This is a genomic window from Croceicoccus sp., from assembly GCF_983967925.1.
On the sequence record NZ_CFETID010000008.1, the window covers coordinates 85,474 to 108,404 of the forward strand.

Annotated in this window: 24 protein-coding genes; 14 read left to right on the top strand and 10 right to left on the bottom strand. The window is 64.5% G+C overall.

Going from position 1 to position 22,931, the window contains the following annotated elements; translation table 11 throughout:
* Window positions 1–91: 91 nt before the first annotated feature.
* Both AC4FIJ_RS06725 and AC4FIJ_RS06730 read right to left on the bottom strand, forming a co-directional pair.
* Window positions 92–1,240 (bottom strand): hypothetical protein, encoded by a 1,149-nt coding sequence (locus AC4FIJ_RS06725; RefSeq protein WP_490335945.1) that lies wholly within the window; start codon window positions 1,238–1,240, stop codon window positions 92–94.
* Window positions 1,241–1,403: 163 nt separating this feature from the next.
* A complete protein-coding gene (locus AC4FIJ_RS06730) occupies window positions 1,404–2,648 on the bottom strand; it encodes a polyhydroxyalkanoate depolymerase (RefSeq protein WP_490335946.1) in 1,245 nt (414 codons plus the stop codon).
* Between the two features lie 341 nt (window positions 2,649–2,989).
* Between AC4FIJ_RS06730 and AC4FIJ_RS06735 the strand changes: the two genes are divergently transcribed.
* The 9 genes from AC4FIJ_RS06735 (at window position 2,990) to AC4FIJ_RS06775 (ending at window position 10,064) form a co-directional block, all read left to right on the top strand.
* The gene (locus AC4FIJ_RS06735; protein WP_490335969.1) at window positions 2,990–4,768 is read left to right on the top strand and encodes an ABC transporter transmembrane domain-containing protein; all 1,779 of its coding nucleotides are present in this window, start codon (window positions 2,990–2,992) and stop codon (window positions 4,766–4,768) included.
* Window positions 4,769–4,833: 65 nt separating this feature from the next.
* The gene (locus tag AC4FIJ_RS06740; RefSeq protein ID WP_490335947.1) at window positions 4,834–5,088 is read left to right on the top strand and encodes a GlsB/YeaQ/YmgE family stress response membrane protein; all 255 of its coding nucleotides are present in this window, start codon (window positions 4,834–4,836) and stop codon (window positions 5,086–5,088) included.
* 116 nt (window positions 5,089–5,204) lie between these two features.
* Window positions 5,205–5,450: a hypothetical protein gene (locus tag AC4FIJ_RS06745; RefSeq protein ID WP_490335948.1), complete on the top strand. Its 246-nt coding sequence runs from the start codon at window positions 5,205–5,207 to the stop codon at window positions 5,448–5,450.
* A gap of 150 nt (window positions 5,451–5,600) precedes the next feature.
* Window positions 5,601–5,927 carry a hypothetical protein gene (locus tag AC4FIJ_RS06750; protein ID WP_490335949.1) on the top strand — a complete coding sequence of 109 codons (327 nt, stop codon included), beginning with the start codon at window positions 5,601–5,603 and terminating at the stop codon, window positions 5,925–5,927.
* A gap of 205 nt (window positions 5,928–6,132) precedes the next feature.
* Complete coding sequence (gene rpmG / locus AC4FIJ_RS06755; RefSeq protein ID WP_047822680.1) at window positions 6,133–6,300, top strand: 50S ribosomal protein L33; 168 nt, start codon at window positions 6,133–6,135, stop codon at window positions 6,298–6,300.
* Window positions 6,301–6,430: 130 nt separating this feature from the next.
* On the top strand, window positions 6,431–7,081 hold the full coding sequence (locus AC4FIJ_RS06760) for a LolA family protein (protein WP_490335950.1): 651 nt from the start codon (window positions 6,431–6,433) through the stop codon (window positions 7,079–7,081).
* A gap of 334 nt (window positions 7,082–7,415) precedes the next feature.
* Window positions 7,416–8,210 carry an exodeoxyribonuclease III gene (gene xth / locus AC4FIJ_RS06765; protein WP_490335951.1) on the top strand — a complete coding sequence of 265 codons (795 nt, stop codon included), beginning with the start codon at window positions 7,416–7,418 and terminating at the stop codon, window positions 8,208–8,210.
* Window positions 8,211–8,213: 3 nt separating this feature from the next.
* Window positions 8,214–9,287 carry a GTP cyclohydrolase II gene (ribA, locus tag AC4FIJ_RS06770; protein ID WP_490335952.1) on the top strand — a complete coding sequence of 358 codons (1,074 nt, stop codon included), beginning with the start codon at window positions 8,214–8,216 and terminating at the stop codon, window positions 9,285–9,287.
* Window positions 9,288–9,533: 246 nt separating this feature from the next.
* Entirely contained in the window at window positions 9,534–10,064 is a 531-nt protein-coding gene (locus AC4FIJ_RS06775; protein ID WP_490335953.1) for a hypothetical protein, read from the top strand.
* A 41-nt stretch (window positions 10,065–10,105) separates the two neighbouring features.
* Here AC4FIJ_RS06775 and AC4FIJ_RS06780 read toward each other — a convergent pair whose 3' ends face one another.
* From AC4FIJ_RS06780 to AC4FIJ_RS06810, 7 genes are all read right to left on the bottom strand, one after another.
* Window positions 10,106–11,587 (bottom strand): S41 family peptidase, encoded by a 1,482-nt coding sequence (locus tag AC4FIJ_RS06780; RefSeq protein WP_490335954.1) that lies wholly within the window; start codon window positions 11,585–11,587, stop codon window positions 10,106–10,108.
* Window positions 11,588–11,657: 70 nt separating this feature from the next.
* On the bottom strand, window positions 11,658–12,146 hold the full coding sequence (locus tag AC4FIJ_RS06785; protein WP_490335955.1) for a Flp family type IVb pilin: 489 nt from the start codon (window positions 12,144–12,146) through the stop codon (window positions 11,658–11,660).
* 94 nt (window positions 12,147–12,240) lie between these two features.
* Window positions 12,241–14,019 carry a DNA helicase RecQ gene (gene recQ, locus AC4FIJ_RS06790; RefSeq protein WP_490335956.1) on the bottom strand — a complete coding sequence of 593 codons (1,779 nt, stop codon included), beginning with the start codon at window positions 14,017–14,019 and terminating at the stop codon, window positions 12,241–12,243.
* Between the two features lie 44 nt (window positions 14,020–14,063).
* Window positions 14,064–16,697: a methionine synthase gene (gene metH, locus AC4FIJ_RS06795; protein WP_490335957.1), complete on the bottom strand. Its 2,634-nt coding sequence runs from the start codon at window positions 16,695–16,697 to the stop codon at window positions 14,064–14,066.
* 20 nt (window positions 16,698–16,717) lie between these two features.
* Window positions 16,718–17,779, bottom strand: coding sequence for a homocysteine S-methyltransferase family protein (locus AC4FIJ_RS06800; protein ID WP_490335958.1), 1,062 nt, complete (start codon window positions 17,777–17,779; stop codon window positions 16,718–16,720).
* On the bottom strand, window positions 17,776–18,714 hold the full coding sequence (metF, locus tag AC4FIJ_RS06805; RefSeq protein WP_490335959.1) for a methylenetetrahydrofolate reductase: 939 nt from the start codon (window positions 18,712–18,714) through the stop codon (window positions 17,776–17,778). The genes AC4FIJ_RS06800 and metF overlap by 4 nt, the downstream gene beginning before the upstream one ends.
* Entirely contained in the window at window positions 18,711–19,757 is a 1,047-nt protein-coding gene (locus AC4FIJ_RS06810; RefSeq protein ID WP_490335960.1) for an ArsR/SmtB family transcription factor, read from the bottom strand. Before AC4FIJ_RS06810 ends, metF begins: the two co-directional genes overlap by 4 nt.
* A gap of 112 nt (window positions 19,758–19,869) precedes the next feature.
* On the opposite strand from AC4FIJ_RS06810, the gene AC4FIJ_RS06815 reads away from it, so the two are divergent.
* Genes AC4FIJ_RS06815 through AC4FIJ_RS06825 form a run of 3 tightly spaced genes read left to right on the top strand, consistent with a single transcriptional unit; the run spans window position 19,870 to window position 20,691 of the window.
* Complete coding sequence (locus AC4FIJ_RS06815; protein ID WP_490335961.1) at window positions 19,870–20,181, top strand: hypothetical protein; 312 nt, start codon at window positions 19,870–19,872, stop codon at window positions 20,179–20,181.
* Window positions 20,181–20,390, top strand: a complete 210-nt coding sequence (locus tag AC4FIJ_RS06820) for a hypothetical protein (protein ID WP_490335962.1) — start codon at window positions 20,181–20,183, stop codon at window positions 20,388–20,390. Before AC4FIJ_RS06815 ends, AC4FIJ_RS06820 begins: the two co-directional genes overlap by 1 nt.
* Before the next feature lie 46 nt (window positions 20,391–20,436).
* Window positions 20,437–20,691 carry a hypothetical protein gene (locus AC4FIJ_RS06825; RefSeq protein WP_490335963.1) on the top strand — a complete coding sequence of 85 codons (255 nt, stop codon included), beginning with the start codon at window positions 20,437–20,439 and terminating at the stop codon, window positions 20,689–20,691.
* Here AC4FIJ_RS06825 and AC4FIJ_RS06830 read toward each other — a convergent pair.
* Entirely contained in the window at window positions 20,685–20,942 is a 258-nt protein-coding gene (locus AC4FIJ_RS06830) for a ribbon-helix-helix domain-containing protein (protein WP_490335964.1), read from the bottom strand. The genes AC4FIJ_RS06825 and AC4FIJ_RS06830 overlap by 7 nt on opposite strands.
* Before the next feature lie 82 nt (window positions 20,943–21,024).
* On the opposite strand from AC4FIJ_RS06830, the gene trmB reads away from it, so the two are divergent.
* Window positions 21,025–21,723, top strand: a complete 699-nt coding sequence (gene trmB, locus AC4FIJ_RS06835) for a tRNA (guanine(46)-N(7))-methyltransferase TrmB (RefSeq protein WP_490335965.1) — start codon at window positions 21,025–21,027, stop codon at window positions 21,721–21,723.
* Between the two features lie 126 nt (window positions 21,724–21,849).
* On the top strand, window positions 21,850–22,931 hold a 1,082-nt coding region (locus AC4FIJ_RS06840), incomplete at its 3' end, for a tyrosine-type recombinase/integrase (RefSeq protein ID WP_490335966.1).

Here is a 22,931-nt window from a genome sequence, read left to right on the forward strand (position 1 = left end):
TGTCTTTGCAACTATGCAATGAGAAATCTTGCATCCATTGCCGACGTGGGAGCCAGCTTGTCGCCTAGCCCAGCGGCCTATGGGCGGTCAATCAGACGCGCTTCAATTCCTCGAGAGCCTCTCGCAGCCGGAAATCCTGAGGGCCCGCGCCATTCGGGATGATGTCCCGGCCACGATCGATGTCGAGCAAGGGCATTGGCGAAAGATTCGCTTCCCCCGGACGATGGGTGGCAGGCTGCGCGCGCGGCTTGTGCGTCTTGCCCAGCCCGATTGCCATCAACGAGCCATAGCCCGCCCCGTCGTCATCCGCGTCCTCTTCCTCGTCCGCCTCGCCGGCGAACCAGTCGGCTTCCATGCCGCCGGTCAGGCCGGGTGCGAAGCGCGGGGCGCTGTGGCCGTCATGCCCTGTATCGCGCCGCAGGGAATGGATCTGGGCCGGTGCAGGTTCGAAATCCGGATGAAAGGGATCCTGCCCGGCTTCGGGGCGATCCTGGGGCGGCATGTCGGTCGCCGGCGCCCAATCGCCTGTGTCCGCCCAGTCACCTGCGTCCAGAGCCTGCTCGACCTCATCGCGCGCCGCCGCGCCATCGCGAACGAATTCGGCATCAACATGATCGCGTTCGGCAAACTCAGGATCGTCGGCATGGTCGTCGCCTGCCGTGAAAACAGGCTCTTCGTCACTGACCTCATCCAGAGATTCCGCAGTGGGCGCATCGTCCGGCATCGTCGCGAAGCGGGCAAGATCGTCGTCATCCTCATCGAACCGCACGGGCGATTCAATATCGGCATAAAATCCCGTGTTGGGAATGCGGTCGAAGGTGATCTCGTCATCCTTGGGCGCGGGCGGAATATGGCTGAGGTCGTGCTTGGGCAACTGCTGCCCGGCAGGCGGCGCCGACAGGCGCTCCAGCGGCGTTCCCGTGCGCGAGGCCTTGCCCTGGTTCTCTGCCAGGTGACGGCGCAGGCGCGGCACCGAGGCCGCCGCTTCCTCGCGCGTGCCGACCGGTTCGGTCATCTCGCCGGGAAGGATGCCCGCGATGGCGGAACCGAACAAAAAGCCGAACACCCCGCCCAGCAAGGCGAGTGCGACGCCGGCGGTGACCGGCGTCAATCCCGCCTCTGCGCCGATGCCCACGTCGGCCAGCAGATCCATGAGAATATCGGGCGGCATCTGCAAACCTGCAAACACCCCGCCGACAGCTCCGCCGACACGCAATACGACTGCAATTATGCGACTCATTCCGTTCATTCTTCCAGCATGCACCAAGGCGCGCGAAGGCATCTTAAACGGAAAGGGTAAACACAGGCATAACCCGGCGGCCCCCTCCCCCATGGCAGAGGGGAGAGGATGCGTCAGGAAAGGTGAACGGCGGTCATGCGTGCAAGGGGCTGACCCCGCGGCGTTAGGCCACCGCCTTCAGCCGGGCGCGGGGATGATCGGCCATCCACGTCTCGACGATCGGCGCGATCTGTGCGCGCCATTTCGATCCGTTGAAGATGCCGTAGTGACCGACGCCGGGATGCAGGTGATATTTCTTCAGTTCGTCGGACAGGCCGGGCGTCAGCTTCAGCGCCGCCTTTGTCTGGCCGACACCGGAAATATCGTCGCGCTCGCCTTCGACGCACAGGATGGCTGTATCGGTGATCTTGTCAAGGTCGACCTTCTTCCCGCGGTGGGTCAGCAGGCCGCGCGGCAGCAGATATTCCTTGAACACCGCATTCACCGTCTGAAGATAGAATTCCGCCGTCATGTCGCAGACCGACAGATATTCGTCATAAAAGGTCTTCGTCGCATCGGCGCTTTCGCCATCGCCCGCGACCAGATGTTTGAACATGCCGTACTGGCTCATCATGTGGTTGCTGAGATTCATCGACATGAAGCCCGACAATTGCAGAAAGCCGGGATAGACCTGCCGCCCGCCGCCGGGATAATGCATCGGCACGGTCTGGATCAGATATTGCTTGAACCAATGCATCGGACGGCTCACCGCCATCTCGTTCACTTCGGTCGGGCCTTCGCGCGTGTCGATGGGGCCGCCCATCATGGTCAGCGTGGCCGGACGGCAGGGATTGCCCTGTTCGGCCATGATCGCGGTGGCGGCAAAGGCCGGGACCGAAGGCTGGCACACCGCCATCATATGCGCGCCGGGGCCAATATGCTCGAGGAACTCGACGATATAGTCGATATATTCGTCGAGATCGAAGCGCCCGGCCGTCAACGGCACCATCTTCGCGTCGGCCCAGTCGGTGATATAGACCTCGGCGCCGTGAAGCATGCGTTCGACAGTGCCCCGCAGCAGGGTCGCGTAATGCCCGCTCATCGGCGCGACGATCAGCAGCTTGGGCGCGTCTTTCGGCAGCCCGGTGTGGGTGAAGCGCTTGAGATTGCCGAACGGACGAAACAGCACATCGTCTTCGGTCACCTCATGCGTCTTCCCATCGACCTCTACGGTACCGATGCCGAAGGCCGGCTTGCCACGCGGTTCGGCGGCATGGGCGAATACCTCCAGCGCAGAGGAAAGGCTTGGACCGAAACCCACAGAGCCCATCGGATTCTTGGGGTTGTTCAGCCATTCGACCGTCACCGAAGCCATCGCGGTCGCCGACGAACGCCAAGCCTGCTGAATCTCGTAGAGTGAATAAAGCAAATTCAAATCTCCTCGCCGTGTCATCGCTACAAACGCGTCACGCCAGTGCAGCAATGCTGGCAGCTGATTGGCCGAACGGCCTTTCGCATATTGCCAGTTACGGTACTTGTGGGCCCTTAATAGATCGCCAGAGCCCTACGTTGCAATGCAGCAATCTCGATCTTTATCCCGCATTGCGAGTCCTTCGGGCTCGATTGCACGGGGATCAGCACCTTAACCCGCTTCAATCGACGTGCGCTTTGCTCTACGCGCCTGTCATGACCGAGCAGACCAGCCTATCGAGTCCGCCAAAAGCAACGCCAATAGCTACGGACGAATCGGCCGAGACCGAGGGTATCGCCATGGCGGGCGAGCAGGCCGCTGCCGGCGAAGAGAGCGGCTCGCGCCGCTCGATGGGGTCGCTTTGGACGCTGCTCGGCATGGCCACGCGCTATCCCGGCCACATGGCGGGCGCCGGTCTGGCCTTGCTGACGACATCGGCCGCGACGCTTGCCATTCCGTCCGGGTTCAAGCTGGTGATCGACCGCGGGTTTGGCGATGGTGAAATCGGACGCTGGTTCCAGTATCTTCTCGTCCTCGTCCTCGTTCTGGCGATCGGCACCGCGTTCCGGTACTACCTCGTATCCTGGCTGTCGGAGCGGGTCGTCGCCGACCTGCGGCTCAAGGTCTATGACAATCTCGTCACCCTTCCGCCGTCTTTCTACGAGGAAAACAACCCGCGCGAGATCTCGTCGCGGATGACATCGGATACGGCGATCATCGAACAGGTGGTCGGATCGACCATTTCGGTCGCGCTGCGCAATGCGCTGACGGCGCTGGGCGGCACGATCTACATGTTCTTTCTTGCGCCCCGACTGACGATATGGCTGCTGCTGGCGATCCCGGCCGTCATCATTCCGCTGGTGCTGATGGGCCGCCGGGTGCGGGGGTTATCGCGATCCAGCCAGGACCGCATCGCCGATCTGGGCGCCATGGTCAGCGAGGTCCTGGGCGGCATCCGCATCGTGCAGGTCTTCAACCAGGAATCGCGCGAGGCGATCCGCTTTGGCGGCGCGGTCGAACGGTCGTTCGATACTGCGAAAAAGCGCATCTTGATGCGCGCCCTTCTGACCGCGTTGGCGATGGGGCTGGTGCTGGGCGCGCTTGTGATGCTGATGTGGCGCGGCGCGCTGGACGTGCAGGCCGGCGAGATCACGGGCGGCACCATCGCGGCCTTTGTCATCACGGCAGGGCTTGTCGGAGGCGCCTTCGGGTCGCTGGCCGAAGTCTATGGCGATTTGCTGCGCGCTGCCGGTGCCGCGCAGAGGCTGGGCGAGCTGCTCGCGACCCGCCCCGTCATCGCGGCTCCTGCGCGCCCGCAGGCCCTTCCCAGCCCGCCGCGCGGTTCGGTCGCGTTCCAGAACGTGACCTTCCGCTATCCGACCCGGCCGGACGACAAGGCGCTGAACGATTTTACGCTGACGGTCGAGCCAGGCGAGACGGTTGCCATCGTCGGCCCATCGGGCGCCGGCAAGTCGACCTTGTTCCAACTGATCGCGCGCTTTTACGATCCGCAGGCCGGCAGCGTGCGGATCGACGGCATCGACCTTACCCGCGCCGATCCGCAGGACGTGCGCCAACGCCTCGCGCTGGTGCCGCAGGAAAGCGTGCTGTTCGCGGCGAGCGCACGAGACAACTTGCGCTATGGCGCATGGGATTCCAGCGATGAGGCTATCTGGGAAGCCGCGCGGGCTGCCAATGCGGAAGAATTCCTGCGCGCGCTGCCCGAGGGTCTCGACACCTTCATCGGCGACAGCGGCGCGCGGCTTTCAGGCGGACAGCGCCAGCGGGTGGCGATCGCCCGCGCCTTGCTTCGCGATGCGCCGCTGCTGCTGCTGGACGAGGCGACCAGCGCGCTAGATGCGCAAAGCGAGCGACTGGTGCAATCGGCGCTTGAAACGCTGATGAAGGGGCGCACCACGCTGGTGATCGCGCACCGGCTGGCCACGGTGCGTGCCGCCGACCGGATCGTAGTGATGGAACAAGGCGCCATCGCCGAGCAGGGAACGCATTCGCAGCTCGTCTCGCGCGGCGGCCTGTATGCCAATCTGGCTGCGCTGCAGTTCGATCAGGAACAATAGAACAGCGGAACCAAACAAGCGGCCCCATCGTTTCCAGAACAAACGCAATTGAAGGAAATGTTACGATGGGCATCATTATTATGATCATCGTCGGCGGCATCATCGGCTGGCTTGCCAGCATCGTCATGCGCACCGACGCACAGCAGGGTATCCTCCTTAATGTCGTGGTCGGCATTGCCGGCGCTCTCATCGCCGGTCTTGTGGTCGGCGGCAACACCATCATGAACGGCTTCAGCCTCTCGGCGCTGCTCTTCTCGTTCCTTGGTGCCGTTGTCCTGCTGGCGATCGTCAACCTGTTTCGCCGTGGAACCGTGCGATAACAGCCTGAACACCGGATAGACACGAGTAAATGACGGGGTGGCGGAACTTTTCGTCACCCCGTTTATTTTGGCTTGATGCCGCCTGACAGGCGGAATTTTTCAAAAGGGGAAACCAGATGAAGAAGCTTATTGCCACCGCCAGCGCCGCAGCGGTCGGCCTTGCCCTTGCTGCTTGCGACAGCCCTGCTGAAAACGCGATGGAAGACCAGGCCGAAGCGGTCGAGGACCAGGCCGAAATGGAAGCGGATGCGCTGGATGACGCCGGCATGGAAGAACAGGCCGACATGGTCGAGGAACAGGGCGAAGAACGCGCCGACGCCATGGAAGAGCAGGCCGACGACATGGACGCCGCTCCGGAATAGGCTTTCGTCTTGACGAGTTTGGCGGCGCCGGATCGTTCCGGCGCCGCTTTTCGTTGGTTTGGCGGAACCAACCTTTTCCCAGCGGCTTGATGTGGGAAGGCGAGCATCGGGCTTCTCCGTTCTCGCGACCATTTTGGGAGAAGGTGAGCCATGGTCAGCAATGTCACGGAAATCGTGCGCGGAGAGCGCGAAATGGAAGAGGTGATCGCCTCGCGCTATCGCTCGTTCGAAGCTACGTCGCCTGACAAGGCCGTCGATATCGTGCCGACCGACCCGGTCGAGGCCGATCGTTTCGATTCCATGCGGGCCGATGGCATCATCCGCGGCGCGGAAGGCGGCTTTTACCTCGACGAGAACGAATTGAACCGCGTCCGCAAGTCGCGCAAGAGCTGGCTGTTCGGCGGGGCGGGCACGGCGGCCATTCTGGGCATCGTCGCCGGTGTGCTGATCGGACGGCGGGGCAGGAATTCGGCCTGACGGTTTAAGCTCTGGGCGCCGTGCGGCTTGACTTGCCCGGCCAATTGCAGCAAAGGCCCCCACGCTTTGGCAAGGGCTGGCGCGTGATTCCCGATTGCGGTCACCGACGGGCCCTGCCACGAGATTCGAATCTCAGACTTGAACCGGAACATCGCGCGGTAACGCCAACAGGTGCTGCCCGCTTTAGGATATTTAGGAATACGCCATGGCGAAGCCCGCAACCGTCAAGATCCGGCTGGTCTCCACCGCCGACACCGGCTTCTTCTATGTCACGAAGAAGAACCCGCGCAACATGACCGAAAAGATGGTCCAGCGTAAGTACGACCCCGTCGTGCGCAAGCATGTCGACTTCAAGGAAGCCAAGATCAAGTGATCCTGCGCGCGGGTGGCTTTCAGCAAACCCGCGACCTTGTTTTTACGGGGCTTTTTTCGAAAGCGCCGGAACTCGCCGGTTCACCACGGGTTCAATGGCGACACGCCATGATGCCTGGATGATCTCCGCAATGTTCTCTCGAATCCGTAGCGGGCGCCTGCTCGCTTGTGCCGCCCTTGCCTCGCTGGCGGCGCCTGTTGCCATGTCCGCTGCGGTCACACCCGCATCCGCGCAGCCCAGCGATGAGCTCAGCCGCGCCGTGGCCGCCCTCAGGGCGATCAGCACGATGAGCGCCGATTTCGTGCAGGTCGATCGCAACGGTCAGCAACTGACCGGCAAGATGGTGCTGAAGCGCCCCGGCAAGATCCGGTTCGAATATCAAAAGGACGTCCCTGTCCTGATCGTATCCGATGGCTCGCGCCTGACGATGCTGGATTATGAAGTCCGGCAAAAGCAGGTCTGGCCGATCAGCAACAGCCCGCTTGGCGCGCTGCTCGATCCGGGGAAGGACGTCATGCGCTATGGCAAGCTGATGCCCGTGCGCCACCCCGATCTTGTCAGCGTGCAGGTCAAGGATCCCAAGCATCCCGAATACGGCACGATCACGCTGATCTTCAATCGCGACGCCTCGGCTCCGGGCGGATTGCAGCTTGAAAGCTGGGTCTCGGTGGATTCGCAGAACAAGATCACCAAGATCTTCCTCAGCAACCAGCGCTACGGCATCCCGGTGAGCGACGGGACATTCACCTTCAAGGATGTCCGTCCGAGGAAGAAACGCTGACCGATTCGGCTCTTAAGGGCTAATTAACGGTCAATTGTGCGGGTATAGCGACGAACGGCCCTTCCCCTGTACCTGCCGTTCATCTAATCGACAGGCGTTCGGGCGTAGAAATATCCGAACAAGATGCGAGGGAATCGGGTTTCCCCCCTGTTGCCCGCCCCAACAAACCGCATCTTGCCGAGCGTGACGAACGCGAATGGCAACCCCCGACCCAATGCCCCCGGGTCGGGGGTTTTGCGTGTCTGGCGTCCGTTTCCTGCAACGGCCTTCCGGCGGCGGCTTCTCACTTTCAGACAGATTGGACTTTGCCGCCGAAGGCCTTATGGCGCGCTGCATGGTCACGATCGCAACCTGGAACATCAACTCCGTCCGCCTCCGCCTCGATCAGGTCGAGCGCTTTCTTGCCAAGCAGCAGCCCGATGTGCTGTGCCTGCAGGAGATCAAGGTGGCCGAGCATCTGTTTCCGCATGCCGCCTTCGAACGCCTTGGCTACACCCACCGCGCGGTGCATGGGCAAAAGGGCTATCACGGCGTCGCCACCGTCTCGAAGCTGCCCCTTACCGAACTCAGCCGCCACGACTGGCAGGACAATGGCGAGGCACGGCATGTCGGCGTCGAACTGGGCGGTGCGGGCAAGGGCCTTCTGCTTGAGAATGTGTATATCCCGGCCGGCGGCGACGAACCCGACCGCGAGATCAACCCCAAGTTCGGCCAGAAACTCGATTTCCTCGAACGCATGGCGCATTGGGCCGATACCGTCGACCGCCCCAGCCTGATCGTCGGCGATTTCAACGTGGCCCCGCTGGAACACGACGTGTGGAGCCACAAGGCGCTGCTGAAGGTCGTCAGCCACACCCCGGTCGAGGTGGAGGCGCTGGACCGGTTTCGCCATGCGCATGGCTGGGTCGACCTTGGCCGCGAATATGTCCCGGCCGAGGAAAAAAGCTATAGCTGGTGGAGCTATCGCAACAAGGACTGGAAGGCGTCCAATCGCGGGCGGCGGCTGGACCATATGTGGGCCTCGCCCGATCTGGCGGCGCAGGCGCGCGAGCATCGCGCCCTGCTGGAATGCCGCGACTGGGAGCGGCCTTCGGACCATATTCCGCTGGTCACCCGCTTCGAGATCTAGGCGATGACCGCCCCCTCACCCTCTCGCCGGACTGCGCAGGCGGTCGATGCGCTGCGCCATGGCTGGCCCGTGCGCGTGTCGGGCGGGGATGGCGCGTTGCTGCTGCTGCCTGCAGAGACGGGGCATGACGCGGGCGGGTCGGCGGCGCGGCGGCTGCTGATCTCGGCGGCGCGGGCGGCGACGCTGAAACTGATCAACCAGAAGGACGCTGCCGTCCCCGATGCGCCCGCGCTGATCCGCGCGGCGGAGCCGTTCACCCTGCAGGCTGCGCGCGAACTGGCCGATCCCTCGCGCGATCTGGCCAATCCGCTGTCCGGTCCGTTTCGCGCCGACCCGCTGGAGGCGTCGGAAGCGGCCAAGGCGGCGATGGCGCTGGCGCGGATTGCGGGGATCCTGCCTGCCTTCCTCGTTGCGCCCGAACCGGCGGGCGAAGCGGTGGAATTGTCCGCCAGCGACATCGCCGCGTTCGAGGATCCGGCCCGCCTTACCATTCAGGCCCGCGCCCATCTGCCCACACATGCGGCGGAGCAGGCCGAGATCGTCGCCTTTCGCGCCCCCGACGATCTGCGCGAGCATGTCGCGCTGGTCATCGGCCGGCAGAACGGCGAACGCGTGCCGCTGGTGCGCCTGCATAGCGAATGCCTGACGGGCGACGTGCTGGGCAGCCTCAAATGCGATTGCGGGCCGCAGCTCGACGCGGCGCTGGCCGCGATGGCGGACGAGGCCGCCGGGGGCGGCTGGGGCGTTTTGCTCTATCTGCGGCAGGAAGGGCGCGGGATCGGGCTGATCAACAAGCTGCGCGCCTATCGCCTGCAGGACCAGGGTTTCGACACGGTGGACGCCAACAACCGGCTGGGCCTGCCGACCGATGCGCGCGATTTTCCGGTGGCGGCGCGCATGCTGGAACTGCTGGGCGTGCGGCGGATCCGGCTGCTGACCAATAATCCGATGAAGGTCGAGACGCTGGACGCACTGGGGATAGAAGTGGCGGAGCGGGTGGCGCATGCGCTGCCGGCGAACCCGCATAATGCGCGCTATCTGGATACCAAGCGGGACCGGACCGGGCACCTGCTGTAAGCCGCGAAAAGTGACAAAGGTGACACGTCCTACAGGGTCTGTCACCCTTCTGTGGGCCGCGGAATTGGCGGGTTTGCGGGCCAAAAGTGACACCATGGGGTCCCGCGGGAATTTCGACGATGGGAAGGAGCCTTCGCGCCAACGGCTAGCGCGGCGATGGCGTGTAGGACAGGAAAAGCTGGCGGGCCGCTGCCCCACCGCGATTCGATAATCATTCGGAAACCGGTCAGGAATTAAGCAGGCGGGATGAACGCAATCCCGGACCATTCGGCGCTCACGTCCTTCTCGGTTGACTGGGATGCGATCTATGCAGCCGTCAACGCGTGGCGCGGTGAGTGCATGCATCACTTTTCTGCCGTTGAACTTGCCGTCACCAAGACATTGCTGGCCTTGTCGCAAGCCAGCCCGGATCCGTCCGCGATTGGCTTGCGCCATTTTATCGGCCAGCGCCTGGAAGATCTGGCGGAGGCGATCGGACCGGACGGTCCGTTTGCAGATGCGGGGAAATCCGCTTCAACTTGTCTGGCGGAGTATCGCGAGCGACACGAGGCTTTTCGGAGGCAGCTTTGCCACGGTCTCGTCGTGGTGACGGTGGCACAGAACGGCCATTGGATGATGGTTCTTCGCACGCTGTCGATCCGGGCGCGACAGGGGGAAGAGCGGGAAATCGTCATCGAACAATCGGCAGCAGCGTCACGACTGGTGCAACTGAAGCGCGACGGGCAGAAGCTGGCCGCTTTGCTAGGGCAAGTGCGCAAGGCGGCCGAAAAGACCTAGTCCCTCCCGGCAGGCGCGCGGTTCACCCGAAGCATCCCGCTCTATTCACCCTCTCTCATCGCCAATACGCGCTCGATCGCGGCCAGGTGGCCCGTGACGGGCGCGTTGGCCGGATAGACGTCGAACGGCACCTGCGGGGCAAGCCCGGTCTCCTCGTAAACACTGCCATCGAGGGCGGCGAAGATCTCGTTCGAGAGTTCGAGCAGCCAGCCGTTGGGCAGGCGCTTGGCGAGCGGGGTGGAGAAGGCGCCGCGGGTCGTCCCGCCAAGCTGGATCACGCGCGGGTTCTGGCGCAGCGCCAGCGTGGCCAGCTCTCCGCCGCTGACCGTCACGTCGCTGGTCAGCAGATAGACCGGTCCGGTGAAGCGCAGGCCGTCCGCGGGTTCGATGACATGGTCGAAGGGCGCGAGGCCGGACCCAAGCGCCACCGTCGTATATCCGGTATAGGGCCGGTCGGTGAAGCGGCTCGCGACCGCCTTGGCGATGCGGTCCCATCCGCCGCGATTGTTCGACAGGTCGAGGATGACGGCCCCCGCCCGCGCCCCCGCCCCCGCTGCTTCGAACGCCGCGAAAGCCTCGTCCATGATGCGGTCGAATTCGGCCAGCTCGGCCTCCGCCCATGCGTCGCTGCCGAAATCCTCGCGGTCGGTGAAGCCGCCCATCTGGAAGATCTGCACATAGCCGGTGCGCCCGTCCAGCATCCCCCAGACGATCCGATCGCGCCCCGCCTGATGCGCGCTGTCGCCAAGGCGGGCGAGCGTCTGGTCGATCAGCGCGACCAGCCATTCGCTCTCTCCCCCTTGCGTCGCGCGCATGCGCGGCAGCGTGGTGCCCTGCCCGTCCTGCATGCGGCGGCGTTCGCCTGCGTCACGGCCCGGGATGGCGACCTCGCCGATCAGCTTGGTGTGGCTGTCGGACAGGCCGTGCATATAGGCCGCGAGTGCATCCCACAGCTGCGCCTCGCTCATGTCCGGCGCGATCCGGCTGCGGACCCGCGCGGCCCGCGTCGCATGATCGGGCGGGCGGCGGCCGAAAAAGGCGTAATGCCGCTCGAACGCGTCGAGGAAGGCGTCGGCCACCGTTTGCGGAGTGACGGCGGGTGGCTGGCGGCACGCTTCGGGCAGCGCGTCGAGCCGGTCGAACATCACGTTGGTGTCGCCGCGCAGCAGCTGAAAGATCGCGCTGCGCCCGCCCGGCAGCATGCGGAAATAGCGATAGGAGATCGCATCCATTTCGCTGAAACTGTCGCCCGTGCGCGGCGTTTCGTAGCATGTGGCGCCGATTTCATATTGCGTCACGCCGTCGTCATCGATGTCGAGGATGCGGCCATAGCCCCGGCTTTGCCACACGCCGCGGATCTGCGGGTCGGTCTGATTTGGCGCGTTGGCGATCGGCCTTGCCTCGGCGGCGTCGAGCCAGGGTCTTGCGGCATGCGGAGAGGATTGTGGCGCCAATGATGGCGGCGCACAGCCTGCCGCGAAGAACAGCGCGATGACGAGGAGATGTCGGAGCGGTCCGGGCATGCCGGCCTTGCTGGCAGGCGGGGCGGCCAAATTCAAACGATCCGCGCGTAACGGTCTGCGATTGTGGGGCTCAATCCTCGCCTTCTTCGGGATCGGGTTCGGGGTCGGGGTCGGGCGTTATGTCGCCGTCATCGCCGGGAATGATATCGCCGGGTCCGGAGCCGCCGCCGCTGCCTCCGCCGTCACTGCCCCCGCCGTCATTGGCGCCATCCGATCCGTCCGGCGCGTCGGTTCCGCCGCCCGAAGCCGCCCCGCCCCCGGAATCGCCGCCGCCTGAACCGCCGCCACCACCGCCCGAGCCGTCTCCCGCCGTGCCGCCGCCATCCGAATACGCGCCGCCCGGACCCGCCCCGGTGCCTCCGCCCGATCCGTCCGCGGGTGACGTCTGATCATGGATTCCGTTCGCCGCATTCCCCAGCGCATGTTCGATATTGCTGCCCAATTGGAAGGTCGCATAGCCGAGGCCGAGCACAATGACGCTGAGAATAAGTGCGTATTCGGCCGACGCCGCGCCGCTGCGTTCAAGGAAAAACCTTTGAATTGACGCGCTTGGCTTCAACGACTCACTCCTGCGACAAGTGGGAACTTCGTTATGCCACAAGTTGTCGCCTTATGGGCAATTGTCCCGGTGCCGCCGGACGGGCCGCACGATGTCACGAATGCTGCTGGATCACGTCGAGGAAGTCCTCGCCATATTCGTCCAGCTTGCGCGCCCCGATGCCGGGAAGCTCGCCCAGCTCGTCCAGCGTCTGCGGGCGCAGGCCACACATGTCGCGCAGCACGCTGTCGTGGAAGATCACGTATGGCGGGACGCCGTTGTCCTTGGCGAGATCGCGGCGAAGGCTGCGCAAAGCCTCGAACAAAGGGTCGCCGATGGGGTTGGACGTGGCGTCGCCGCCGCGTCTTTTGGTGCGCTGGCGCTTGGGCGGAAGGACGAGGTCGAGCGGCACCTCGCCCTTCAGAAACGCGCGCGCGTCGGGGCCGAGCATCAGCCCGCCATGCTCGGTCGGGAGCAGCGCGCCGCGGACCTGCAGCGCGCGGCTGACGGGTTTCAGCATCGCAGCTTCCTCCCCCTCGACGATGCCGAAGACAGAGAGGCTTTCGTGCCCGTTCTGGCGGCTGCGATCGGTGGACTGGCCGGTCAGGATGCTCTCCACATAGCCCGCGCCGAACATCTGGCGCGTGCGCGCTACGGCGGAGAGATATTTCTGCGCGATCACCGTGGCGTCGATGGATTTGGGCGGGGACAGGCAATTGTCGCAATTGCCGCAGGTCTCGGGCGGGTTCTCGCCAAAATGGCGCAGCAATATGGCGCGGCGGCAGCCGGCGGTTTCGACCAATGCGCCCAAGGCGCCGAGGCGGGTGCGCTCGCCCGCGATCCGGTCCTCGCCCATTTCGCCCAGCCGCATGCGGGCGCGGGCGAAATCATCGGCGCCCCAGAACAGATGCGCGACCGAAGGATCTCCGTCGCGGCCTGCGCGGCCGGTTTCCTGGTAATAGGCCTCGATCGACTTGGGCAGGCCTGCGTGGATCACGAAGCGCACGTCGGGCTTGTCGATGCCCATGCCGAAGGCGACGGTGGCGACCATCACCATGCTCTCGCTCGCGACGAAATCGTGCTGGTTGCGGGCGCGGGTCTCTGCCGGAAGGCCCGCGTGATAGCAGCGGGTTTCGCGGCCCGCCTTCCCCAGCGTTTCGGCCAGCCGCTCGGTCGCGGCGCGGGTCGGCGCATAGACAATGCCGGGACCGGGCTGCGCATCCATGATCTGCTGGATCTGGCGGGCAAGGCTGTCGCGCGGGGTGATGTGATAGCGGATGTTGGGCCGGTCGAAGCCAGCGACGATCAAACCGTCTTCGGGAATGCCGAGCTGGGCGAGGATGTCGGCCCGCGTATGCGCGTCCGCCGTCGCCGTCAGCGCAAGGCGCGGGACCTGCGGAAACGCATCCATCATCGGGGCCAGCAGGCGGTAGTCGGGCCGGAAATCGTGGCCCCATTCGGAGACGCAATGCGCCTCGTCTATCGCGAACAGGGCGAGGCGGCACTGGGACAACAGTTCGCGGAAATGCGGCTGGCTGGCGCGTTCAGGCGCGACATAGAGCAGGTCGAGTTCGCCGTCCCGCAGGCGCTGCACGGTTTCGGCGCGGTTCTCGTCCACGCTGGTGAGGGTAGCGGCGCGGATGCCGTTCGCTTCGGCGCTGCGCAGCTGGTCGTGCATCAGCGCGATCAGCGGGCTGACGACGACGCAGGTACCCTCCAGCATCAGCGCGGGCAGCTGGTAGCACAGCGACTTGCCCGCGCCGGTCGGCATCACCGCCAGCGTGGAGCGACGGTCCAGCACGCGGTCGACCACCTGGCTCTGCACCCCGCGAAAGGCGGAGAAGCCGAAAGTGCGTTTGAGGGTGTCGAGCGCGCCTGCCATGTTCTGGGCCATGACAGATCGCGCCCCCGCATGGAACGGCTGCGGGCGGATATTCCTCAGTCCAGGTTGGGGCGCAGCCAGCGTTCGGCGGTGGCGATGTCGACGCCGCGCCGCGCCGCATAGTCCTCAAGCTGGTCGCGGCCGATGCGGGCGACTCCGAAATACTGGCTTTCGGGATGCGCGAAGTAGAAGCCCGACACCGCCGAGGTCGGCCACATCGCGTTGGATTCGGTCAGCGTGATGCCGGCCCTGTCCTCGACCTGCATCAGGTCCCACAATATGGGTTTCAGCGAATGGTCGGGGCATGCCGGATAGCCCGGAGCGGGGCGGATGCCGCGATATTGCTCCTTGATGAGCGCCTCGTTTGTCAGCTGCTCCTGCGGGGCGTATCCCCACAGCGCAGTGCGGACATGCTGGTGCAGGCGTTCGGCGAAAGCCTCGGCAAAGCGGTCCGCCAGCGCTTTCAGGAGGATGTCGGAATAATCGTCATGCGCCGCGCGGAAGCGGGCGGAGTGGTCGTCGATCCCGTGGATGGCGACCGCGAAACCGCCCAGCCAGTCGCCCGCGGGGTCCACGAAATCCGCGAGGCAGAAGTTCGCCCTCTCCCGCGATTTCTTGACCTGCTGGCGCAGGAAGGGAAGCCGCGTGCCGCCGTCCAGAACGACGTCATCGCCCTCGCGCCGGCAGGGCCAGAATTCGCACACGCCGCGTGCGGTAAACCATTGTTCTTCGATGATTTGCTGCAGCATTTTCCGGGCATCGGCGAAGAGGCTGCGCGCGCTTTCGCCCACCACCTCGTCGTCGAGGATCGCGGGGTAATTGCCCGCCAGTTCCCATGCACGGAAGAACGGCGTCCAGTCGATATATTCGGCGAGATCCGCCAGGTCCCAGCTGTCGAATACGTGATTGCCGGGCTGCGCCGGTGCGGCGGGCTTGTCGGCCATGTCGGCGGCAAAGCCGTTCTCGCGCGCTTCGGCGATGGGCAGCAGCGCGCTCTGCCCCTTGCCCGCGCGCTTGACGCGCACGTCTTCGTATTCGTCGGCGATCTTCACGACATAGGGGTCGCGCTGGGTGTCGGACAGAAGCTGCGAGGCGACGCCCACCGCGCGGCTGGCATCGAGCACGTGGATCACCGGCCCCGCATAGGCGGGATCGATGCGCAGCGCGGTATGCACCTTGCTGGTGGTCGCGCCGCCGATCAGCAGCGGGATCGCCATTTCGGCGCGGGCCATTTCCTCGGCCACGGTCACCATCTCGTCCAGCGAAGGCGTGATCAGGCCCGACAGGCCGATGATGTCGGCGTCGTTCTCGTTCGCGGCCTTGAGGATATCGGGCCACGGCACCATGACGCCCAGGTCGATGACTTCATAGCCGTTGCACTGCAGCACGACGCCGACGATGTTCTTGCCGATATCGTGCACGTCGCCCTTCACCGTCGCCATGACGATGCGGCCCTTCGCCTTGGCGCCCTCTTCCTTCTCCGCCTCGATATAGGGAATCAGGTGGGCGACGGCCTTTTTCATGACGCGGGCGGATTTGACCACCTGCGGCAGGAACATCTTGCCGCTGCCGAACAGGTCGCCGACGACATTCATCCCGTCCATCAGCGGGCCTTCGATGACCTCGATCGGGCGGCCGCCGCGTTCCGCCACGGCGGCGCGCATTTCCTCGGTATCGTCGACGATATGCGCATCGATGCCCTTGACCAGCGCGTGTTCCAGCCGCTTCTCGACCGCATAGCCGCGCCATTCGGCGGCCTGTTTCTCGGCCTCCGGGCTCTTGCCCTTGTAGCTTTCGGCCAGCGCAATCAGCCGTTCGGTCGCGGTTTCGAAACCGCTGTCCGCCGGGGGATCGCGCATCAGGATCACGTCTTCGCACGCATCGCGCAGCACGTGATCGATCTGGTCATAGACGTCGAGTTGCCCGGCATTGACGATCGCCATGTCGAGCCCCGCGGGGATCGCATGATAGAGGAACACCGAATGCATCGCGCGGCGCACCGTCTCGTTCCCGCGGAAGCTGAAGGACAGGTTCGACAGCCCGCCGCTGAAATGCACATGCGGGCAGGTTTCGCGCAGCACCGACACCGCCTCGATGAAGTCGAGCGCGTAGCGGTCATGCTCCTCGATGCCGGTCGCGACCGCGAAGACATTGGGGTCGAAGATGATGTCCTCAGGCGGGAAGCCGATGCCGGTGAGGAGCTTGTAGGCACGCTCGCAGATCTCGATCTTGCGCTGCTTGGTGTCGGCCTGTCCGGTTTCGTCGAAGGCCATCACCACGACCGCCGCGCCGTAATCCATGCATTTGCGCGCAGAATCCAGGAAGGGCGCCTCGCCCTCCTTCATGCTGATCGAATTGACGATGGGCTTGCCCGACACGCATTTGAGGCCCGCCTCGATCACTTCCCACTTGGACGAATCCACCATGATCGGCACGCGCGCGATATCGGGCTCGGCGGCGATCAGCTTGAGGAAGGTGGTCATCGCCTCGACCGCGTCGAGCAGGCCTTCGTCCATGTTGACGTCGATGATCTGCGCGCCGTTCTCGACCTGCTGGCGCGCGACTTCGACGGCGGCGGGATAGTCGCCCGCCATCACCAGCTTCTTGAAACGTGCAGAGCCCGTGACATTGGTACGCTCGCCAATATTGACGAAGCGGCTTGCCGCTGCGGCAAAGTCCTGATCAGACATGATATTTCCTGTTTGGCCGCTCAGGCAGCCATGATGAAGGGTTCAAGTCCCGCCAGCCGCGTCTTGCGGGTCGGTTCGGGGATCTGGCGCGGGGCGATTCCCTCGACAACCTTGGCCATGGCCGCAATATGCTGCGGCGTCGAACCGCAGCATCCGCCCAGCACGTTGACCAGCCCGCGCTTCGCCCAGTCGAGCACGAAGCCCGCGGTGGTGTCGGGCATTTCGTCATATTCGCCCAGCTCGTTCGGCAGGCCCGCATTGGGGTAATGCATGGTGCAGCAATCGGCGATCTTGGCGAGCGTCGCGACATGCGGCGCCAGCTGCGTCGCGCCGAACGAGCAGTTCAGCCCGACGGTCAGCGGGTTGGCGTGGCGCGCCGCGTACCAGAACGCCTCGACCGTGTGGCCCGACAGGTTGCGGCCCGACAGATCGGTCAGCGTCATCGACAGCATGATCGGCACCTCGCGGCCCAGCGCCTGTTCCATCTGGCGCACGGCCATGATGCCCGCCTTGGCGTTGAGTGTGTCGAACACCGTCTCGATCAGGATGAAGTCGGCTCCGCCCTCGACCAGCGCCTCGCACTGTGCGCGGTAAACCTCTGTCAGATAATCGAAATCGATCTCGCGATAGCCGGGATCGTTGACGTCTGGCGAGAGCGAAAGCGTCTTGTTGGTCGGCCCGATCGCGCCCGCCACGAAGCGGGGACGTCCGTCGCGATCGGCAAACTCGTTTGCCACGCGCCGCGCCAGCGCCGCGCTTTCGCGGTTGATGTCGGCGACGAGGTCTTCCGCCGCGTAATCGGCCTGGCTGATCTTGTTGGCGCTGAACGTGTTGGTCTCGGCGATGTCGGCCCCCGCCTCGAAATAGGCGCGGTGGATCGATTCCGGCACCTCGGGCTTCGTAAGCGCGAGGATGTCGTTATTGCCCTTCTGGTCCTTGGTGAGGCCCAGATCGCCCGCGTAATCGGCCTCGACCAGTCCCTTGGTCTGGATCTGCGTGCCGAACGCGCCATCGGTGATGAGGATGCGCTGCGACGCCTGTTCGAGGAACGCGGCGCGCGCCTTGCTTGGGGTAATCGTCATGCTGCGGTCTCCTGCAATCCGGAAGCGTTCCGGGCGCTTTCCTTCGGGCGCATGCCGAGAAGATGGCACACCGCGTAGGAAAGCTCAGCGCGGTTGAGCGTGTAGAAATGGAAGTCGCGCACGCCCTCTGCATACAAAGAGCGGCACATTTCGGCGGCGATGGTGGCCGCCACCAGCTTGCGCGATTCGGGCCGGTTGTCGAGCCCTTCGAACAGTTCCTCCATCCACTTGGGAATCTCGGCTCCGCAGGCCTTCGCGAACTTGCGCGTCTGGGCCACGTTGGACACCGGCAGGATGCCCGGCAGGATCGGTGCGTCGATCCCTTGCGCGGCGGCAAGGTCGCGGAAGCGCAGGAACTTCTCGGGCGCGAAGAAGAACTGGGTGATCGCGCGCGATGCGCCCGCGTCCAGCTTGCGCTTGAGGTTGTCGAGATCGGATTCGGCGCTCGCCGCCTCGGGGTGGGTTTCGGGATAGGCGGCGACCGAGATGTCGAAGGGCGCGATGTCCTTAAGCCCCGCGACAAGGTCGGCGGCGCTGGCATAGCCGTCGGGATGCGGCACGAATTTCTGGCCCATCGTCGGCGGATCGCCGCGCAGCGCGACGATATGGCGCACGCCCGCTTCCCAATAGGCTTCGGCCACTTCGCGGATCTCGTCCTTGCTCGCCTCTACGCAGGTAAGATGCGCGGCGGTGGGGAGGCCGACTTCGCGGATGATGCGCGCGACGATGTCATGCGTGCGGTCGCGGGTGCTGCCGCCCGCGCCATAGGTGACCGACACGAAATCGGGCCGCAGCGGGGCAAGCGCGAGCACGGTTTCCCACAAATGCTGCTCCGATTTCTCGGTCTTGGGCGGGAAGAATTCGAACGACACGTCGATGTCGCCGGGAAGCGAGGCGAAGAGGGGCCTGCCGATTGTCGAGACGGTATCGTTCATGGTGTTGTCCGCGCTGTGGTGTCGGCCCGCCGGGTTCCGGCCTTACGGGCGACGATATGGGGAATTGGGTTGCGGCGGGTGCCGGTCCAGATGCGGACCGTCAGTTCCTCGCCTTTCAGGGATGCTGTGTCGCCTAGTGCGAAACCGGCATCGCCCAGCAGCTTGTCCATCTGCGCATCGGTAAAGCCGAGGCGGGCGTGGGCGTCGCGTTCGCGCAATTCCTCGAACGCATGGGCGGCGAAATCGACGATGGCGACGCGCCCGCCGGGGCGGGTGACGCGGGCCGCCTCGGCCAGTGCGAGTTCGGGCAGTTGCGCGTAATGCAGCACCTGGTGGAACAGCACGGTGTCGAAGCTGGCGTCCTCGAACGGCAGATCGGTGAAGTCGCCCTGCAGCAGGTTGAGCCGCGAGGGCGGCAGGTCCTGCAGCCGCGCGCGGGCGACGCGCAGCATGTCGTTGCTCTTGTCGATGGCGCTGACATGGCTGGCAAAGGGCGCGAAGAGTTCGGCGATGCGGCCCGTGCCGGTGCCGATGTCGAGCATCCGGCCCAAGGGCGCGTCTCCGTCGCCGCTTTCCACATCGAGCAGTGAAGCCAGCTTTGCCTCGACCAGCGCGTCGTCGCTGTGGAGGGTGCGCAGCCGGTCCCATTCGTCGGCGTGGCGGGCGAAATAATATTCGGCGCTGGTTTCGCGCGCGGTGCGGATCGCGGACAGGCGGCGCATGTCGCCATCGCACAGCGCGGCGAAATCCTCGTCCTCTCCTTCCGCCGCGGCCAGCATCCGGTCCGCCGCAGCCAGCATCGGCGAATCGCTGCCCGCCATCCGCGTTTTCAGAAACACCCAGCTGCCTTCCTTGCGCTTTTCGACAAGGCCTGCTTCGGTGAGGATGCGGATATGGCGCGAGATGCGCGGCTGGCTCTGTTCCAGCACTTCCGCCAGTTCGCCCACCGCCAGCTCCATGCGCGAGAGCAGGCGCAGCAGCCGCAGGCGCGACGGATCGTCGATCGCGCGCAGCAGTTCCACGAGAGGCGGAGCGGTGGTCATGGCGGTGCATATAAAGAAAGCTTTATATGTTGGCAATCATTGCCTGCCCGCCTTCTCGCGCCTAGATTCCCGCCGCGCCCCATGGCGTCCAGACGAGGGAGTTACCCGTAACATGAAGATGATTATCGCCCGTGCCGCGCTTGTCGCCGCACCCGCCCTGCTGCTTGGCGCATGCGGTTCGACCGATGAAGCCGATGCCCCTGCCGAAGCCGACAATGTCGAAATGCCCGCCGCCGAAGTGATGGCGCAGCCCGGCATGGAGGACGATGCCGCCGTCGATCCGATGGCTGCCGACGTGATGGACGAACCGGCGATGGCTCCGGCCGAGCCTGCGCCGCCGATCGTCGACCCGACGGCCGAGGACGCCGCAGATGCGGCCGACGACGCCGCCGCCGATCTGTCGGCAGCGATGGAAGGCGAATAATGCGCCTGCGCCTCGCCGCGCCGGGCATGGCGGCCCTGATGGCCGTGCTGCTGCCCGGCTGCGGCGAGGCGATTGACGATCCGCGTCCCGCCGACGCCACCGAGCGGCAGGTGCTGTCCGATGCCGCCGAGATGCTGCCGCGTGCAGACAACGAGCCAGAGCGTTCATCCGCTGCGCCCGCCGATGCGGAAACATCGCGAACCGATTGAAACGAAGCCCTGCGCCGAGCGTTGATCTTCCAAAAGGAGAATTTCAATGGCTTTGCTTAAACTCGCCGCACTGGGCGCAATCGGATATGCCGGTTACCGCTATTTCCAGAACAACCAGACGGGTTCGTCGCCCGCCTATGCCGGCGGTACGCCGCGCGACAAGAGCACGAGCGACGAAATCACACCGATCCGCGATGCCGGTCCGTCCTCGATGCGCGACACGCCGCGCCGCAAGTGGACCGAAACCGACGAGGCCAGCGACCAGAGCTTTCCGGCAAGCGACCCGCCGGCGAATTACTGATCGGGTGATGAGTCGGCGGGTTCTGCCTTCCGGCTCGCCAGCCATAATCTGATCGCGCTGGCGAGGCCCGGAGGGGTTTCGCTCGCGATTCTTTCGGCGTCGATCCGCGCGACAATCGCGTTGATCGGCGCCTTTTCGCGTTCGGCGGCCTCTCGCAGCATGTCCCAGAACAGCGGTTCGAGGCTGATCGAGGTCTTGTGCCCGGCGATTTCGACCGAGCGTTTGACCGGCGGATGGTAGAGCGACGTCATATCCGTGGCGAATAGCGCAAACCCGATTTCGACGCACGCTCGCTCTCGACGCAGGGGCGTTCGGACGCTAACGGCCTCGCCCATGACTGCGCACAAGGAAGGCGATCCCACCACGCTCAGCCGGCTGTATGGCCGGTCGAAAGGCAAGGCGCTGCGCGCGTCGCAGCAGGAGCTGGTCGACCGGCTGCTGCCGCAGATCGCGGTGCCGGACGAAGGGCCGGTGTCGTCGCAGACGCTGTTCGGCGATGACCGCCCGCTGCATTTCGAGATCGGTTTTGGCGGGGGCGAGCATCTGGCTTATCGCGCCGACATGCTTCCCGACCACGGCTTCGTGGGGTGCGAGCCGTTTTTGAACGGCGTCGCGCAGGCGCTGACCCATGTGCGCGACGATGCGCTGGGCAATGTGCGGCTGCACATGGGCGATGCGCTGCAGGTGCTGGCGCGGGTGCCGGACCGGGCGCTGTCCTTCGCCTATCTGCTGCATCCCGATCCCTGGCCCAAGGCGCGCCATGCCAAGCGGCGCATGATGAACGACGGCCCGGTCGAAATGATCGCGGCAAAGCTGAAACCCGGCGGCGAGTTTCGTTTCGGCACCGATCACCCCGTCTATCTGCGCCACGCGCTGATGGTGATGCAGCGGCATACGGACGCATTCGAGTGGCTATGCGAGACGCCGCAGGACTTCCTGACCCGCCCCGGCGGCTGGCCCGAAACCCGCTATGAGGCCAAGGCCCGCAGGCTGGGGCACGAGGTGTGGTACTTTCGATTCAGGCGACGCTAGACTACGCTGATGTTGTAAAAACAACGACTTAGCTCAAAACACTTACGCCAGAATTGCCTCCAATTCGCCCCTTTTTCCGCTTGCGTGATTACCCGGTGATTGCCAGAAAAGGCCACGAGGTATCGCATGGCAACAGGAAAAATCAGCAAGCGCACGGTCGATTCGCTCCCGGTTGGACCAAAGGAAAACTATCTTTGGGACACCGATCTCAAGGGCTTTGGCGTCAAGATTACAGCTGCTGGATCAATCAGTTACATAATCCAGTTCCGAATGGGCGGACGAGAAACGAAGACCCGTCGTTTCACGATCGGATCCCATGGATCGCCTTGGACACCGACTACGGCACGCTTGGAAGCTGAGCGATTGTTGGTGATTGTTGCGCAGGGCATTGATCCGGTTGATGCGGAAAAGCAGCGCCGCCGGGAAGCTGTCGACCTCGCCTTCTCGAATTACGCTGACCTCTTCACTCGCTCCTGCAAACGCGAGGGATGGCGTCGCCTCGTGGAGCGATCCATTCGCCTCTACCTCAAGCCCACATTCGGAATGAAGGCGCTGCCAGCGATTACGAAGATCGACGTCGTATCGGTTCTCGATCAGATGCCGCCCAAGCAGGTGGCAAACCGGCGAAATGTCTTTGCCGTTATGCGCCGCCTGTTTCGCTGGGCCGTGAGTCGCGGAGATATTGATCGCAGCCCGATGGAGGGCATGGAAACTCCGCCTCCGGTCAAGCCACGAGAGCGCTGGCTCAAGGATGGCGAACTCCGCCATATCTGGAATGCGGCGCCGGAATGTCATCGCTGCTTTGGTCCAATTGTCAGGCTTCTGATCGTAACCGGACAGCGCCGTGAAGAAGTCTCCGGGATGCACTGGCAGGAGCTCAGTCGCAGCGAAAGATTATGGACCCTGCCCGGATCTCGAACCAAGAACGGAGAACCTAACTCCATTCCCCTCAACGATCTTGCAATCGCCGAGCTCGACCGGGAGGCTCGCGGCGAGAGGTGGCCGCGTAAGGGCCGTGTTTTCGCGACAGCAAGCGGGGCGGGCTTTACGGGATACGCCAAAGGGAAGGTGAAGCTCGACAGCCTGATCGAGGAACGTTGCGAAGAGCCGCTCGAAGCCTGGCGCCTTCATGATCTACGACGAACCCTCGCAACGAACTTCCAGCGGCTTGGCGTTCGGTTTGAAGTCACCGAAGCCGTTCTCAACCA

What these genes read in the sequence shown, in the direction of transcription:
- AC4FIJ_RS06750 (WP_490335949.1), top strand. Translation starts at nt 5,601, where the DNA reads ATGGTCAGCAATGTCACGGAAATCGTGCGCGGAGAGCGCGAAATGGAA.
- trmB (WP_490335965.1), top strand. Translation starts at nt 21,025, where the DNA reads ATGACTGCGCACAAGGAAGGCGATCCCACCACGCTCAGCCGGCTGTAT.
- ribA (WP_490335952.1), top strand. Translation starts at nt 8,214, where the DNA reads ATGACCGCCCCCTCACCCTCTCGCCGGACTGCGCAGGCGGTCGATGCG.
- AC4FIJ_RS06725 (WP_490335945.1), bottom strand. Translation starts at nt 1,240, where the DNA reads ATGAGTCGCATAATTGCAGTCGTATTGCGTGTCGGCGGAGCTGTCGGC.
- AC4FIJ_RS06825 (WP_490335963.1), top strand. Translation starts at nt 20,437, where the DNA reads ATGGCTTTGCTTAAACTCGCCGCACTGGGCGCAATCGGATATGCCGGT.
- AC4FIJ_RS06775 (WP_490335953.1), top strand. Translation starts at nt 9,534, where the DNA reads ATGAACGCAATCCCGGACCATTCGGCGCTCACGTCCTTCTCGGTTGAC.
- AC4FIJ_RS06740 (WP_490335947.1), top strand. Translation starts at nt 4,834, where the DNA reads ATGGGCATCATTATTATGATCATCGTCGGCGGCATCATCGGCTGGCTT.
- AC4FIJ_RS06820 (WP_490335962.1), top strand. Translation starts at nt 20,181, where the DNA reads ATGCGCCTGCGCCTCGCCGCGCCGGGCATGGCGGCCCTGATGGCCGTG.
- AC4FIJ_RS06815 (WP_490335961.1), top strand. Translation starts at nt 19,870, where the DNA reads ATGAAGATGATTATCGCCCGTGCCGCGCTTGTCGCCGCACCCGCCCTG.
- AC4FIJ_RS06830 (WP_490335964.1), bottom strand. Translation starts at nt 20,942, where the DNA reads ATGACGTCGCTCTACCATCCGCCGGTCAAACGCTCGGTCGAAATCGCC.
- recQ (WP_490335956.1), bottom strand. Translation starts at nt 14,019, where the DNA reads ATGGCCCAGAACATGGCAGGCGCGCTCGACACCCTCAAACGCACTTTC.
- metH (WP_490335957.1), bottom strand. Translation starts at nt 16,697, where the DNA reads ATGTCTGATCAGGACTTTGCCGCAGCGGCAAGCCGCTTCGTCAATATT.
- xth (WP_490335951.1), top strand. Translation starts at nt 7,416, where the DNA reads ATGGTCACGATCGCAACCTGGAACATCAACTCCGTCCGCCTCCGCCTC.
- AC4FIJ_RS06780 (WP_490335954.1), bottom strand. Translation starts at nt 11,587, where the DNA reads ATGCCCGGACCGCTCCGACATCTCCTCGTCATCGCGCTGTTCTTCGCG.
- metF (WP_490335959.1), bottom strand. Translation starts at nt 18,714, where the DNA reads ATGAACGATACCGTCTCGACAATCGGCAGGCCCCTCTTCGCCTCGCTT.
- AC4FIJ_RS06810 (WP_490335960.1), bottom strand. Translation starts at nt 19,757, where the DNA reads ATGACCACCGCTCCGCCTCTCGTGGAACTGCTGCGCGCGATCGACGAT.
- AC4FIJ_RS06760 (WP_490335950.1), top strand. Translation starts at nt 6,431, where the DNA reads ATGTTCTCTCGAATCCGTAGCGGGCGCCTGCTCGCTTGTGCCGCCCTT.
- AC4FIJ_RS06735 (WP_490335969.1), top strand. Translation starts at nt 2,990, where the DNA reads ATGGCGGGCGAGCAGGCCGCTGCCGGCGAAGAGAGCGGCTCGCGCCGC.
- rpmG (WP_047822680.1), top strand. Translation starts at nt 6,133, where the DNA reads ATGGCGAAGCCCGCAACCGTCAAGATCCGGCTGGTCTCCACCGCCGAC.
- AC4FIJ_RS06745 (WP_490335948.1), top strand. Translation starts at nt 5,205, where the DNA reads ATGAAGAAGCTTATTGCCACCGCCAGCGCCGCAGCGGTCGGCCTTGCC.
- AC4FIJ_RS06800 (WP_490335958.1), bottom strand. Translation starts at nt 17,779, where the DNA reads ATGACGATTACCCCAAGCAAGGCGCGCGCCGCGTTCCTCGAACAGGCG.